We start from the raw sequence: 13540 nt of genomic DNA, 5'->3' as shown, positions 1-13540 counted from the left end.
TCTAACATTACAGCCATGGCCAGTTCTAAGACCATTTCTACAACACGCCTCACCCTGCGCCCGCCGTGCAGGGGCGACGAGGACGCGTTATTCGCCCTGCATTCGGATGCGGAGGTGATGCGCTACTTCAGCGAACCGCCGTGGACCGATCCTGAGCGCGCCACGCGCCAGGTCGATGACGACGCAGCCGCATTCGAACGCGGCGACTACGTCCGCTTCGCGATCGTATTGAACGAAACCCAGCACCTGATCGGTAACTGCACCCTGTTCGCGCTGCACCGGCAGAACCGCCGCGCCGAAATCGGCTACGCACTGCAACGGCAGCACTGGGGTAAGGGTTACATGAATGAAGCGCTCAGCGCCTTACTGGCGCACTGCTTCGATGACCTCGACCTGAATCGCCTCGAAGCCGATATCGACCCGCGCAACGCGGCGTCACGAGGGTGCCTCGAACGTTTAGGCTTTGTCTGCGAGGGCCTGCTGCGCGAGCGCTGGATCGTCGGCGGAGAAGTCTGCGACTCCGCGCTGTATGGCTTGCTGAGGCGGGACTGGAAAGCCCGGACGGCCTGACTGGCCTTTTGACAGGCTCTGCCAAGACAGCTAAGGTGCGAACATCCAAACTGTCGGAGCAACCTGGAATTCTTCGTTAATCGCAGCCCTGATGTTTAGCCTCGTCGGCCTGACCAATTCCGCACACGCTGCCGACAAAACGCCTTACCTCATGAAAAGCACCGAGGTAGTCGATGTCCGGGCCATCCGCCTCAATCGGGACTATCAGCTGTTCGTGAGCCTGCCCCCATCGTACGAAAAATCGACCAGGCGCTATCCCGTCGTATGCGTCACCGACGCCGACTACGCGTTCCCACTGATCCGCAGCATCGCCAGGCGGCTCGGAACCGGCATGCACGGTGTCGAAGAGATCATGCCGTCGCAGTAGTGCGCCAGGGCCGGCCGCAGGTTGTGGGCGCACATGATCGCAGCCAGCCATCGGCACTGACGACCGAAGCGTTATGTCGAATCGGTGAACTGTACGTGATCGAAGCGGACATCCGAGACAAGCCGCCGCATGAGCGACAGCTTCATGGCTCTCGATCAGCCGGACAATGCAGTTCCTGACGGCAATGTTGCGCTAACAACTTGTCTGCTCTAACAACTGTCTGCTCTATCGTGACTGGCACGGTGTTGTGGTGGACTGGCACGACTGGAAAAGCGATGGCTACGCAAGTTCCCCTGCCCTCGATCATGATGTCGTCGCCTTGCGCATATCAGGAACAGTGCGTCTGATGCAGGCCCGAGATGGCAAGACCCACCCCTCGATAGCGATGCCTGGCAACGTGACGCTCGATCCGCGTGGGATGGAGTCGAAATGGTCATGGGATAAGCCAGGCGCGGTCGCGATCGTACGTATTCCTCCCACACTGTTGCTTGATGCGGCCGAGTCCGCACTAAAGGCGCCCCCGGCTGCGATTGAACTGCCGAATTGCTTTGGCCGGAAGGATGTTTTCGTCGAACGCATCATTACTTTGTTTTTGGATGAGCTGCGAGCACCGCCCCATCCGGCGCAGACCTACATCACTCAAGCGCTGTCCAGCGCTCTAGCCTGCCACATAGTATGCCGCTTCAACAGTCAAGGCTTGCCGGTCCAGCCGGTGCCGGTCGACATGCACACACGCGCCGTACAACGCGTGAAAGACTATATCCAGGAAAATCTGGAACAACATATCACCCTCGACACCCTGGCATCATTGGCAAATGTCAGCCGGTTTCACTTTGCGCGCATGTTCCGCCAGAGTGCAGGTGTCAGCGCCATGACATTTCTGGAACGGGCGCGCATGGCGCGCGCCCAGGCACTGATACGGGTAGGCGGCATTCCGCTTGCCCAGGTCGCGATGCTGGTCGGTTATGCCGATCAAAGCTATTTCACTCGGCGCTTCCGCTTGCATGTCGGGGTGACGCCCGCGGCCTACGCACGCGAATTCGGAGGCAGGCGCCGCCGGCCTTGACCTTCGCTGCAAACCGGCGATGACGGGCAGGCTCAGCATTCAGCCGGGCCACATCCGAATTTGATGCCGATTCCCGCCTGTGCGGTAATGACGGGCTTAACTAAGCGGCATTACGGCCTGATGGTGGATACATCGTCCTCGCCGACGAGGATCACCGGTCAGTCGCGCCGGTGAGCAGATGGTCACACTACATCTATCAATTGACGCGGCGAGAGCGGACCATCCGGCGCTGTCACTTCTGACAGTAGTGGAAAAGCATCGCTCCTCCTACAATCCGGAATCGACCACGTCCCGCCCACGAAGGAGTCCATGTTGAGCATCCCCCTCAAGCGCCTGTTCAGCGCCGCCGTTATCGCCGCCGCCCTGTCCACGTCCCCTGCCGTCCATGCGAACGAACCGGCCGACATGATCAGCGTCGCGGGACACCAGGTCAATATGGTTCGGATGGGCGCAGGCCCGTATACCGTCATTTTCGAATCCGGCTTCGCATCGGACCTGACCGTGTGGCGCAACGTCGCCCCTGCGGTTGCCAAGTCGGCGCAAGTGGTCGCCTACTCGCGCGCCGGACACGGAAAGTCGCAGGCTCGCGCGGGCGAGCGTACCGTATCGGCCAATACGACGGACCTCGAACAGATGATCGTCGCCGCACAGCTGCGCCCGCCCTTCATCCTGGTCGGGCATTCGTACGGCGGCTTCCTGATCCGCGACTTCGCGGCGAAGCACCCGGCCCAGGTGGCGGGCATGGTCTTCGTCGATGCCAGCGACGAACGCATCGAGGTCGAACTGCGCAAGATCGATCCGGCAAAGACGGCGCAGGACATCAAGATGAGCGAGAGCTATACGCCGCCGAAGTTCAAGGCGGAGTTAAAGCATGTGCAGGCTATTTTCGACAGCGGCAGGCTGACGACTGCCGGCGCGCTTCCCGATGTTCCGGTCGCCGTCCTTACCTCGTCGATGAAGCACGAGAATCCCGAATTCTTCCTTAACTCCCCGGAGGGCATGAAAGCGTGGCGCAGCCTACACGAGCACTTCTTCCGCCAGTTCAGTACAGGCGTCCACACGGTGACGGCAAACGCTGGGCACAACATCCAACTTGAGCAGCCCCAGCTCGTCATCGCCGCCATCGAGCAGGTCATCTCACTCGCCAGCGATCAGGAAAAGCGCCGGCTGTACGCGCAGGCGCGCGCCACGCTCTTCAGCCAATTGGATCGAGTTCCGGAATTGCTGAAGGCCGGACGGGAAGCCGACGCGGGCAAAGTGGTGGCGGAGGCGATCAGCGCCAGCAAATTCAGTGAAGCCGATATCAATCGGATCGGGTACGAGTTGTTGGGCAAACGCGAGCAACCGCAGGTGGCTGAACTGGTGCTCAAGGCGAATGCGCTGACCCACGAGCAATCGGATAATGCGCAGGACAGTTATGGCGAGGTACTGCTCGGCGCGAAGAAAGCGGCGGAAGCCAAGGCGCAGTTCGAGAATGCGATTGCGATCGCGGAGAAGCAGGGTAAGAGTAAGCGCGTGCTCGGTGGCTACCGCAGCAATTTGGCCAAGGCCAAACAGGCGCTCGCACAGTAGGGATCGTAGAGGCTAGTGGCCCGAAGCCGCGCGTTTTTCCCGCGCAGCCTTGATGACATTTTTCCACGCGATCACCTCAACGAAGAGAGCCAACAGGATGAAGCCTGCGAAAAAATCCCTCGACATGCCGACAACGTAAAGGAAAGCCGCAATAGCAAAACACACGGCGGCGGTCAGGTGTGGACGTTTCATTAGATGCCCTTTGGACGGCGTTTATCGAGATATGGGAAAACTTGGAATCACTTCTTGACCACGCCGAATCGTGCGCGACTGGCGTCCCTTAATGTGTGGCGCCGCCGACTTCGCTGATATCGACCGCCGGCGCCAGTGCCGCATCGACCGCAATCTTCAACCCTCTTACGACTTCGGCCAGCGACATGCTCGCAGCGCCTGGATGCGCAGCTGCCTGCTGCGGCAGGTAAGGAATGTGGATGAAGCCAGCCTTGATGCCTGATCCTTCGGTGTGGTGCATCAATCCGTAGAACACGTGGTTGCATACGAAGGTGCCGGCGGTCTGCGACACCGACGCCGGCAGTCCCGCATCACGCAAGGCACGCACGATAGCCTTGATCGGCAGCGTCGAGAAATAGGCAGCGGGACCATCCGCCACAATCGGCTTGTCGACCAGCTGTTTTTTCGCGTTATCCGGAATCGGCGCGTCGTCGACGTTTATCGCGACTCGTTCGACCGACATGTCCACCCTGCCGCCAGCCTGGCCGACGGCGATCACCACGTCCGGCTGCAGCGATGCGATCGCGTCCTTCAGCACTTCCTGCGCGTGGCCGAATACACAAGGCAGCTGGAGCACTTCGACGACAAAGCCCTCCCCTTCCCAACCGGCCAGCGCGCGCACGGCTTCCCATGCGGGGTTGATGGTCTCCTTGTTGAATGGCTCGAAGCCGGTCAGCAGCACTGTCTTGGTCATGGCAATCGCCTCGTTACATGTTCATCAAAAAATACAGCAGCAGGATGTTCGCACCCAGCAGGGGCAGCGCCGTCGGGATCTGCGCCTTGATCACCGCGTTCTTGTCGGGCAGTTCAAGCAGTACGGCCGGAACGATGTTGAAGTTGGCGGCCATTGGCGTCATCAGGGTTCCGCAATATGCGCTGAACATCCCGATGGCCGCCATCACTGCGGGATTGGCGTCATACACCCCGATCAGGATCGGAATGCCGACGCCACCCGCCATGACAGGGAAGGCCGCGAAACCATTTCCCATTACGATAGTGAACAGCGCCATCCCGATGCAGTACACCGCGACGGCGATAAACCGCGAATCCATCGCGACGTACGAGGTGGCGATATGCGCCACTGCCTTGCCCACGCCCGCCTCGGAGAACAGCAGCCCGAGCACCGCCAGCATGTGCGGCAGGACCAGCGCCCAGCCAATCGAGTCGACCAGGCGGCGCCATTCGCGCATGCCCTGCACTGGCGTCGCGCGGGTCAGCCAGCACGCTGCGGCCACTGCCAGCAGCGATGCGCAGCCAAGCGCCACCAGCGTCAGGTGCTTTTGCTCGAACAGCAGCATGCCGTTGATGGTCACGTCCTTGAGCAGCGTCGAGCCGAGCATCGTCACGATGGGGATGATCAGCGCGGGGATGAACAGGCGGTTACCAAGGCGCTTTGCACTGGCGCGGCGTTCGCCTTCGGGCAGGAAGCCATACTTGCCCAGCGCGATGCCGCCGAAGCCGGCGATCAGGGCCATCAGCACCATGATGGCGCCTGCGGCCACCGGCGGAATGCGTTCGCCGGCCAGGTACACGACGGCGTACAGGCCCCAGAACAGCGCGGTGGTGAAGCGCTTCGGGTTGTGCTTGTCGCGCAGCGTCATGAAGGCGGCGATCGTCAGCATCGCGCCCAGCACGAGGTAGAAGTAGTCGAGCAGGATGATCATTGCGCTGCTCCCGCGCGGCGGATCTGGCCGTCAAGGCGGCCGAGACGCCATGCATGGATGATGAACGCCGTAATCGCCGTCGGTATGCCCCACAGCGCCATGTGCAGCGGATTGACTGCGATGCCTTCGGCGTTGAGGATGGTCTGCATCAGCACGATCGCGCCGAAAGCCACGAATATGTCCTCGCCGAAGAACAGCCCGACGTTGTCGGTCGCCGCAGCCATCGCGCGGATCTGGTAGCGCATTTTCTCAGGCAGCGAGGCGTTCTGCAGTTCGGCGGCCGCTTCAGCCATCGGCGCAACCAGCGGCCGCACCATTGACGCGTGTCCGCCAAGGCTGGTCAGTCCGCCGGCAGCGGTCAGTTCGCGCACGAACAGGTAAAAGATCAGCAAGCGGCCGGCGGTCGCGGAGCGGATTTTGGCGATCGAGGCCTGCGCGTGTTCTTTGAGGCCGAAGCGTTCGAGCAGGCCGATGGCAGCCAAAGGCAGCAACAGGATCAGCGGCAGGTTGCGGGTTTTGATGAAGGCGGTGCCGATGGAAGCGAGGATGGTTTCGACCGGCATCGCGGCGGCGACGCCGGTAACGCCGCAAGCGGCTACCACCACCAGTACCGGGTGCGCGCGCAGGACGAAACCAAGCACGATGACTGCCACGCCGGCCAGGGGCCACAAGTTGACTGCTGATTGCATTGATTCTCCACTGCGGGAAAGGGGCGGCGAAGATATTACCATCGAGCAGCAGCCATCGACTCGTTGCTGTTCCTAAATATAAAAAAACCCGCTTCGGGGCGGGTTAGAGTGTGAAACAAGAGAAGGCCTATTTTGCCGGCAATGCCGTCGGCGCAGCTTGCGCGCCTGGTTGGACCGGGACGGCGATGACAACGGGCGCTGGCGCGGCCGCGCTTGCCTTTGGGATTGCATTATTCAGGACGAACGTCATCACGGTGATCGCTGCGACGCCCAGCAATGCGGCAGTCGCCACAACCCACTTTATTGTTGCGTTCGCACTTTCCTGGATGTCGGCCCTGGTGGCGGTGACATCGAGGCGCATTTCGATCTTGCCAAGTCGAACGTCGATTGCACGCAGCTCCGTGCCTGCCTCGACAAAGAACTCCGCCAGCTTTGCGATCCGGGCTTCCATCTCTCCATCATAGGGAGGTCCTCCTCCGTCCGCAACCGGATTCCTCGGTGCGCCGTCCTTGCCATCTTCTGGGAATTTTTTAATGGTCATGGCTCTAGCATAATCATGTCGACTGGGACCAGGTTTAACGCTTACCCGCCCTACGTGGTAAGCACGATGCCTTTACGGCGGGCGTAAAAAAGCCCGCGCACCGAAAGGTCCGCGGGCTTTTTAAGGAACTGCTATCGCTTAGAACGATGCCTTCATCTGAACGCCGAGGGTGCGCGGTTCGTTGACCATGCCGGTCAGGTTGTTGAAGTCGATCGCGCCGACGGTCTGCAACTTGTCGGTGATGTTGCGTGCGAATGCCGCCACTTCGTAGTTATCCCACTTGTAGCCGACACGCAGGCCGCCTTCCACCAGCGACTTGGCCTTGTATTCCTTCGCTTCGTACAGGAACATGTTGTACGTGCTGCGGTACGCCCAGTCGGTGTAAGCATAGAGCTCGCCATTGCCGATCGGGGTGCTGTAACGCAGCGTGACGTTACCTTGCCACTTCGGCGCACGCGGCAGCGGGTTGCCGTTCAGGCGCTGGGTGTAGGCGAAGGGACCAGGCACGCCGGTCGGGGTGCAGCCGTTCAGGTTATTGGTATTCGGCTGGTTGCCGCAGGTCTGGACGTACAGGCTGGCGTCCTTGATCTCGGTGTCGTTATAGCTGCCGCCAAGCGTCATGCGCAACGACTCGGACAGGTTGGCCTGGAAGTCCAGTTCCACGCCCTGGCCGGTGGCCTTGTCAGCATTGATCAGCTGGTTCAGGTTGATCGTGCCCGAGGTCGCGGTGAGCTGCTTGTCCTTGACGCGGTACTGGAATACGCTGGCCGACAGGCGCGCGCGATTGTTGAACAAATCTTGCTTGATGCCGGCTTCATACGACAGCGCCTTTTCCGCATCGGCAAACGACGGCACGCTGCTCAGGAAGATCAGGCGGCCCACCATGCTCGGTGCACGGTAGCCGGTCGCGATGCGGCCGAACAGGTTGGTGTTCGGGGTCAGCGCATAAGTACCCGACAGGTCCCAACTCACGTTGTTCGACGAATTGTTGATGAGGAAGGGGCCGGAGGTGGTCGCCTCAACGCGTTTCGCCGAGAAGTCCTTCTTGTCGCTGGTGTAGCGCAGGCCGCCGCGCAGTTTCAGCTTGTCCGATACCGTGTAATTCAGCGAACCGAAGGCCGCCCACGATTTCGTGTCCTGGGTCTGGGTCGCAAAGTTCGGACCTTGCGGATTTCCCGGTGCCAGCGTCGCGAATTCGATACTGTCGATCTGGATGTCTTCGCTAAAGTAGAACAGGCCACCGATCCACTGGAGCGGTCCCTTGTTGTTCGATTCGACCCGGAACTCCTGGGTGAACTGCTTGTGCTCCGGCAGCACGTCAGCCGTTTCGACCGTGAACGGGATGTAGGCAGGCTGGCCTGGATAGTTCGGGCCCATCGGCGGGGCATACACAGCGCCGAAGCCGCCGTCAACGTCGCCGCGGCTGAAGAAGTCCGCGGTCTCGTAACCGGTGATCGAGTGCAGGGTGATGCCTTCCATGTCCCAGCGCAGGCGCATGCTGGCGCCTTTGGTCTTCAGGGTCTGCTCGTTGCCGCCGTCGGTCTCGTAGGTGTCGTAGTCGAAACCATCCACGAGGTCGTTCGTACCCTTCTTCATGATGTTCGCGCGGAACAGCGTGGCGCTGCCCTTCATGTCGCGCGCATGCACGTTGAACAGGGCGCTGAAGTCGCGCGTCGGCTTGACCAGCAACTGCAGGCGCGCGGCGTGGTCGCCGTAGCCTTCGAAGTCTTTGGTCTTTGCATTTGGACGCGGATTGTGAACGCGGTCGTCGCGGTTCTGCGACTGCACCGAGATGCGCGCGGCCATCGTGTCGCTGATCGGCAGGTTGACCGCGCCTTCGGCATTGACGGCGCTTTCGTTGCCGAAGCCGAGCGTTGCGTAGCCTTCGGTCTTGCCGATGACTGGCTTGGCCGAGTCGAACTTGATCACGCCAGCGGGCGAGTTACGGCCGAACAGCGTGCCCTGCGGGCCGCGCAGCACTTCAACCTGGTCCACGTCGAACACAGGGAAGCCTTTCAGCATCGGGCTTTCCTGCACGATGTCGTCGACCACCAGGCCGACCGGCTGCGATGCGTTCAGGTCGAAATCGGTGTTGCCCTGGCCGCGGATGTAGAAGCGCGGGAACGAGCGGCCGTAGTCGGATTCGATGGTCAGGCTTGGCGAACGGCCCGACAGGAAGCGGATGTCCTGGCCGCCGGAGGTCAGCACGTCGAGTTTTTCACCCTTCAGGGTGGTGATCGCCATCGGCACGTCCTTGATATTCTCGGAACGGCGCTGCGCCGTCACGATCACGGTCTCGAGCTGGCCCGGCTGGGCTTTCTCGGTGGCTGCGGTGGCTTCCTGCGCCATTGCAGCGTGCAGCGGGAAGGCGCTGGCGATGGCCAGGGCGATCAGCGAACGTGCGGCTGTGCTCGATTGCTTGCTCTTGTTATGCATTGTGGAGTTCCCTTTTTGAAATAATCAATCTCGACGGCACCGGCATCTTCCCGGCAAGCGCTTATGCAGCGCACAAATTTCGGCGTGATTCTAGCCGCACCAACGGGGTTTTTCTTTTTAATAAGCAAAGAAAAATCGATGCTAGCACGTCCAAAAGTGGTGTAAATATCTTTTCATTTATACTTCATCGATATAAATGACAAAGCAAAAACATATTTGCCATACATATAAACCATGATGCATAGTTCCGAAACTCAGCTGTTCGCGCGCGCACAACCCGCGCCGGCTAAGGGTTTCTATGGTTTTCGGTGCGATGCCAGGCAGGTGGCGTGGCGGACCAGCAGGATGTTGCGATTTTGCAAAAACTGAGGGAATACTCTAGTAGTCACAAGCAACAATGTCTGTTGCGTCATTACGACAATACCTACTTTTTGCTGGATTGATATTGCCCAAAAGAACTGCTTCGAGACAATAGAACAGAACGGGGCTACGGCGCCCCGAAGCCGCCGTCATGCGACGGTTACGCTCGATACAATTGGTAACCCAGCCGTGGGCGCCTGACTGTCACAATTCGATCCGGCTGGCGCCAATTTGCTGGCCTTGCTTGCCTAGTCCGTTTAAGCTTACGCAGTCTTCGTCCCAACGCAGCAGTAGCGCCGGGTACAATATCGAAATTCCAGGAGTTCACTTATATGAAATTTAAGCACCTCAGCATGACGATGGCCGTACTCTGCGTGACCGCCGGCGCTTCCGCTGCCACGCCGAAGCTGGGCATCGTCTACGATGCGGGCGGCAAGTTCGACAAGTCGTTCAACCAGTCCGCGTTCGAAGGCGCAGAGCGTTTCAAAAAAGAGACCGGCATTAAATACATCGAAGTCCAGGCCAGCAGCGACACCCAGGCCGAGCAAGTCATGCGCGGCCTGGCCCGCAAAAAGCTCGACCTGATCGCAGCGGTGGGCTTCTCGCAAACGCAGGCCGTGCAGAAGGTCGCGCAGGAATTCCCGAACGTGCGCTTCGTGCTGATCGATGCGGTCGCCAAGGGTAACAACGTCAGCTCGATCCTGTTCAAGGAAGAAGAAGGCTCCTACCTCGTCGGCGTCGCGGCAGCGATGGCGTCGAAATCCAAGAAGATCGGCTTTGTCGGCGGCATGGACATCCCGTTGATCCGCGCTTTCGCCTGCGGCTACAACCAGGGCGCCAAAGCGGTCAACCCGAAGATCGAAACGATGCAGAACATGGTCGGCACCACCGCCGCTGCATGGAACGATCCAGCCAAGGGCGGCGAGCTGGCGCGTGCGCAGTTCGACCGCGGCGTCGACGTGGTATTCGCGGTCGCCGGCGGCAGCGGCATGGGCACGCTGCAGATGGCCAAGGAAAAAGGCAAGCTGGGTATCGGCGTCGACTCCAACCAGAACTACCTCCACCCGGGCAGCATGCTGACCTCGATGGTCAAGCGCGTCGACCTGGCGATCTACGACTCGTTCAAGCAGATGCAGAACGGCACCTGGAAGGCAGGCGTCTCGCACCGCGGCCTGAAAGAAGGCGGCGTCGACTGGGTAGTGGACAAGGACAACCGCGCGGTTGTCACGCCGGCGATCGAGAAGAAGGTCAATGAAGTAAAGACCAACATCATCAACGGCAAGATCAAGGTAGTCGACTACCGCGTAGCGGGCAGCTGCCCGGTCTGATTTTCACCCGCGTTAAAAAAGCGCGCCGCGCCGGTTATCCGGCCCGGCGCGCTTTTGAATATATCACCACCACTTACCACTGACCTCTATGCAGCCAGCCGTAGAATTTCGCAATATCAGCAAGGCCTTCGGGGCCGTGCAGGCGAACGCCGGCGTCAGCTTCTCCATCGCCAAGGGCTCGATCCATGGCGTGATTGGGGAAAACGGCGCGGGCAAGTCCACTTTGATGAGCATCCTGTACGGCTACTACAACGCCGACAGCGGTGAGACGCTGATCGACGGCCACGAGCGCAATATCCGCACCAGCCACGAAGCGATCGAACTGGGCATCGGCATGGTGCACCAGCACTTCATGCTGGTCGAGAATTTCACCGTCCTCGATAACGTCATGCTCGGCACCGAAGGCGGATTCAAGCTGGCTGCCAAGCGCAGCGAGACCGAGGCGAAGCTGCGCGAGATCTGCGCGCGCTACCGCCTCGACGTCGACCCGCTGGCGAAAATCGAAGACCTGTCGGTCGGCGCGCAGCAGCGCGTCGAGATCCTCAAGCAGATCTACCGCAGCGCCGAGATCCTGATCCTCGACGAACCGACCGCGGTGCTGACGGCGCAGGAAACCGCGTCGCTGTTCGAGATCCTGCGGCTGTTCAAGGAACAGGGCAAGACCATCATCCTGATCACCCACAAGCTCGGCGAGATCATGGAAATCACCGACCAGGTGACGGTGATGCGCGCCGGCCGCGTGATCGGCACTGTGGCTACCGCCACCACCTCGAAGGAAGAACTGGCCAACATGATGGTCGGCCGCCCGATCCAGAGCGAACTGCCGCGCGCCCCTTACAACCCTGGCGCGCCGGTCATGACGGTCAAGAGCCTGCAGCTGACCGACAAGCAGGGCGTGCGCCTGCTGGCCGACATCGACTTCACCTTGCGCGCCGGCGAAATCGTCGCAATCGCGGGCGTCTCGGGCAACGGCCAAAGCGAACTGCTGCAGATTTTGTCGGGAATGCGCCTGCCGACGTCCGGCAACGTTGAATTCCTCGGCAGCGACCTGCCCTACGCAAAGCGCGGCGACGCCGACGGCCTGCCGAAGGTGTTCCGCGACCTGGGCATCGCCCACATTCCGGAAGACCGCCTGCGCGACGGCGTGATCAAAGACTTTTCGGTCATGCAGAACACCGTGTTCGGCTACCAGGACCGCGTCACGAACCGCGCCGGCCTGTTCGACTTCGAGGCGATCGCGGCGCGCTGCGCCGGCCTGCTCAAGGCTTTCGACGTGCGCCCTTCCGACCCTGAACTGCGCATCGGCCTGCTCTCGGGCGGCAACCAGCAGAAGGTGGTGATCGCGCGCGAAGTGTCGGCCAAGCCGAAGCTGATGCTGGTCGGCCAGCCGACCCGCGGCGTCGACATCGGCACCATCGAAAGCATCCACACCCAATTGCTGAAGATGCGCGACGAAGGCGTCGCCATCCTGCTGGTGTCGGTGGAACTGGAAGAAGTGCGGGCGCTGGCCGACCGCATCATCGTCATGTCGGGCGGACGCATCACCGGCGAACTTAAGATTGAAGAATTCGACACCACCCGCCTCGGCCTGCTGATGGGCGGAATGCATAAATCATGAAAATCACTGAACTCCCACGCTGGGCCACAGGTTTCGTCCTGCCCGTCCTGAACCTGGTATCCGCGCTGCTGGTCGCCGCGCTGGTGATCCACCTGCTGGGCGAAAGCCCGACCGAATCGCTGGCGATCCTGATCGACAGCGCGGTGCTCAATCCGGAAGGCCTGGCCTACACGCTGTTCTACGCCAGCACCTTCATCTTCACCGGCCTGTCGGTGTCGATCGCGATGAAGGCAGGCCTGTTCAACATCGGCAGCGAAGGCCAGCTGTACCTCGGCGGCCTCGGGCTGACCGTCGTCATGCTCACCCTCGACCAGACCCTCCCTGCCTTCCTGCTGATCCCGGCCGCGATGCTGGGCGCGGCGGTGTTCGGCGCCGGCTGGGCGTTCCTGCCCGGCTACCTTCAGGCCAAACGCGGAAGCCATGTGGTGGTCACGACGATCATGTTCAACTTCATCGCCGCCAGCCTGATGAACTTCATCATCGTCAAATACCTGATCCCTGAAGGCCAGCAGAATCCGGCCAGCCGCGTGTTTTCCGCCGCCGGCGAAATGCCGCGCCTGGGCCAGTGGTTCCCGGCGCTGGGCGACACCCCGCTTAACGTCAGCTTCATCATCGCGATCATCGCGCTGGCGATCTACGGCGTGATGATGTGGCGTTCGTCGTGGGGCTACAAGCTGCGCGCCACTGGCCTGAACCAGAGCGCGGCGCACTACGCCGGCGTGTCGATCAGCCGCATGATCATCGTCGCGATGCTGATCTCCGGCGCCCTCGCCGGCCTCGGCGCGGTCAATTCGATCATGGGCTCGACCCACTACCTGTCGCTGAACTTCCCGGCAGGCGCGGGCTTTGTCGGCATCGCGATTGCGCTGATGGGACGCCAGCACCCGGTCGGCATCTTCCTGTCGTCGGTGCTGTTCGGCGCGCTGATCCAGGGCGGCTTCGACCTGTCGCTGGAGAAACCGAACATCCCGCAAGAGACCTTCATCTTCATCCAGGGCCTGATCATCTTGTTCTGCGGCGCGATGGAAAACCTGTACGGCCCCGCGATCCTCAGGATGATCAACATGACGCGCACGACGGCGCCGGTGAAAGGATAAA

The 13540-nt window shown here is 60.9% G+C and carries 13 protein-coding genes; 7 read left to right on the top strand and 6 right to left on the bottom strand.

Going from position 1 to position 13540, the window contains the following annotated elements:
* The first annotated feature begins 15 nt into the window (after positions 1-15).
* The 4 genes from HHL21_RS16475 to HHL21_RS16460 all read left to right on the top strand — a co-directional run bounded on the left by HHL21_RS16475 (position 16) and on the right by HHL21_RS16460 (position 3575).
* Positions 16-570: a GNAT family N-acetyltransferase gene (locus HHL21_RS16475; protein ID WP_169467809.1), complete on the top strand. Its 555-nt coding sequence runs from the start codon at positions 16-18 to the stop codon at positions 568-570.
* A gap of 91 nt (positions 571-661) precedes the next feature.
* Entirely contained in the window at positions 662-937 is a 276-nt protein-coding gene (locus HHL21_RS21775) for an alpha/beta hydrolase (RefSeq protein WP_229496490.1), read from the top strand.
* A 250-nt stretch (positions 938-1187) separates the two neighbouring features.
* Positions 1188-2003, top strand: a complete 816-nt coding sequence (locus tag HHL21_RS22055) for a helix-turn-helix domain-containing protein (protein ID WP_169467807.1) — start codon at positions 1188-1190, stop codon at positions 2001-2003.
* A 405-nt stretch (positions 2004-2408) separates the two neighbouring features.
* The gene (locus tag HHL21_RS16460) at positions 2409-3575 is read left to right on the top strand and encodes an alpha/beta fold hydrolase (protein WP_229496488.1); all 1167 of its coding nucleotides are present in this window, start codon (positions 2409-2411) and stop codon (positions 3573-3575) included.
* A 12-nt stretch (positions 3576-3587) separates the two neighbouring features.
* Here the strand turns inward: HHL21_RS16460 and HHL21_RS16455 are convergent, their stop codons facing one another.
* The 6 genes from HHL21_RS16455 to HHL21_RS16430 form a co-directional block, all read right to left on the bottom strand.
* Positions 3588-3767: a hypothetical protein gene (locus HHL21_RS16455; protein WP_169467802.1), complete on the bottom strand. Its 180-nt coding sequence runs from the start codon at positions 3765-3767 to the stop codon at positions 3588-3590.
* An 88-nt stretch (positions 3768-3855) separates the two neighbouring features.
* Positions 3856-4500 (bottom strand): pyroglutamyl-peptidase I, encoded by a 645-nt coding sequence (pcp, locus tag HHL21_RS16450; RefSeq protein ID WP_169467800.1) that lies wholly within the window; start codon positions 4498-4500, stop codon positions 3856-3858.
* Positions 4501-4513: 13 nt separating this feature from the next.
* Positions 4514-5470: a DUF979 domain-containing protein gene (locus tag HHL21_RS16445; RefSeq protein ID WP_169467798.1), complete on the bottom strand. Its 957-nt coding sequence runs from the start codon at positions 5468-5470 to the stop codon at positions 4514-4516.
* Positions 5467-6159 (bottom strand): DUF969 domain-containing protein, encoded by a 693-nt coding sequence (locus HHL21_RS16440; RefSeq protein WP_169467797.1) that lies wholly within the window; start codon positions 6157-6159, stop codon positions 5467-5469. Before HHL21_RS16440 ends, HHL21_RS16445 begins: the two co-directional genes overlap by 4 nt.
* 127 nt (positions 6160-6286) lie before the next feature.
* Entirely contained in the window at positions 6287-6700 is a 414-nt protein-coding gene (locus HHL21_RS16435) for a hypothetical protein (protein WP_169467795.1), read from the bottom strand.
* A 138-nt stretch (positions 6701-6838) separates the two neighbouring features.
* Positions 6839-9136 carry a TonB-dependent receptor gene (locus HHL21_RS16430; RefSeq protein WP_169467793.1) on the bottom strand — a complete coding sequence of 766 codons (2298 nt, stop codon included), beginning with the start codon at positions 9134-9136 and terminating at the stop codon, positions 6839-6841.
* 692 nt (positions 9137-9828) lie between these two features.
* On the opposite strand from HHL21_RS16430, the gene HHL21_RS16425 reads away from it, so the two are divergent.
* The 3 genes from HHL21_RS16425 (at position 9829) to HHL21_RS16415 (ending at position 13539) form a co-directional block, all read left to right on the top strand.
* Complete coding sequence (locus HHL21_RS16425; protein ID WP_169467791.1) at positions 9829-10824, top strand: BMP family lipoprotein; 996 nt, start codon at positions 9829-9831, stop codon at positions 10822-10824.
* Positions 10825-10912: 88 nt separating this feature from the next.
* Positions 10913-12442 (top strand): ABC transporter ATP-binding protein, encoded by a 1530-nt coding sequence (locus tag HHL21_RS16420; protein ID WP_169467789.1) that lies wholly within the window; start codon positions 10913-10915, stop codon positions 12440-12442.
* Complete coding sequence (locus HHL21_RS16415) at positions 12439-13539, top strand: ABC transporter permease (RefSeq protein ID WP_169467787.1); 1101 nt, start codon at positions 12439-12441, stop codon at positions 13537-13539. Before HHL21_RS16420 ends, HHL21_RS16415 begins: the two co-directional genes overlap by 4 nt.
* The last annotated feature ends 1 nt before the right edge of the window (position 13540 follow it).

This window comes from Massilia polaris (assembly GCF_012927275.1).
GTDB classification, from domain to species: domain Bacteria; phylum Pseudomonadota; class Gammaproteobacteria; order Burkholderiales; family Burkholderiaceae_D; genus Telluria_A; species Telluria_A polaris.
The sequence above is the reverse complement of the archived record's forward strand: the minus strand, read 5'-3'. Positions and strand labels throughout refer to the sequence as shown.

Excerpts from the sequence above, each read along its gene's own strand:
- HHL21_RS16475 (WP_169467809.1), top strand. The coding sequence starts at position 16 with ATGGCCAGTTCTAAGACCATTTCTACAACACGCCTCACCCTGCGCCCG.
- HHL21_RS21775 (WP_229496490.1), top strand. The coding sequence starts at position 662 with ATGTTTAGCCTCGTCGGCCTGACCAATTCCGCACACGCTGCCGACAAA.
- HHL21_RS16460 (WP_229496488.1), top strand. The coding sequence starts at position 2,409 with ATGATCAGCGTCGCGGGACACCAGGTCAATATGGTTCGGATGGGCGCA.
- HHL21_RS16455 (WP_169467802.1), bottom strand. The coding sequence starts at position 3,767 with ATGAAACGTCCACACCTGACCGCCGCCGTGTGTTTTGCTATTGCGGCT.
- pcp (WP_169467800.1), bottom strand. The coding sequence starts at position 4,500 with ATGACCAAGACAGTGCTGCTGACCGGCTTCGAGCCATTCAACAAGGAG.
- HHL21_RS16445 (WP_169467798.1), bottom strand. The coding sequence starts at position 5,470 with ATGATCATCCTGCTCGACTACTTCTACCTCGTGCTGGGCGCGATGCTG.
- HHL21_RS16440 (WP_169467797.1), bottom strand. The coding sequence starts at position 6,159 with ATGCAATCAGCAGTCAACTTGTGGCCCCTGGCCGGCGTGGCAGTCATC.
- HHL21_RS16435 (WP_169467795.1), bottom strand. The coding sequence starts at position 6,700 with ATGACCATTAAAAAATTCCCAGAAGATGGCAAGGACGGCGCACCGAGG.
- HHL21_RS16430 (WP_169467793.1), bottom strand. The coding sequence starts at position 9,136 with ATGCATAACAAGAGCAAGCAATCGAGCACAGCCGCACGTTCGCTGATC.
- HHL21_RS16425 (WP_169467791.1), top strand. The coding sequence starts at position 9,829 with ATGAAATTTAAGCACCTCAGCATGACGATGGCCGTACTCTGCGTGACC.
- HHL21_RS16420 (WP_169467789.1), top strand. The coding sequence starts at position 10,913 with ATGCAGCCAGCCGTAGAATTTCGCAATATCAGCAAGGCCTTCGGGGCC.
- HHL21_RS16415 (WP_169467787.1), top strand. The coding sequence starts at position 12,439 with ATGAAAATCACTGAACTCCCACGCTGGGCCACAGGTTTCGTCCTGCCC.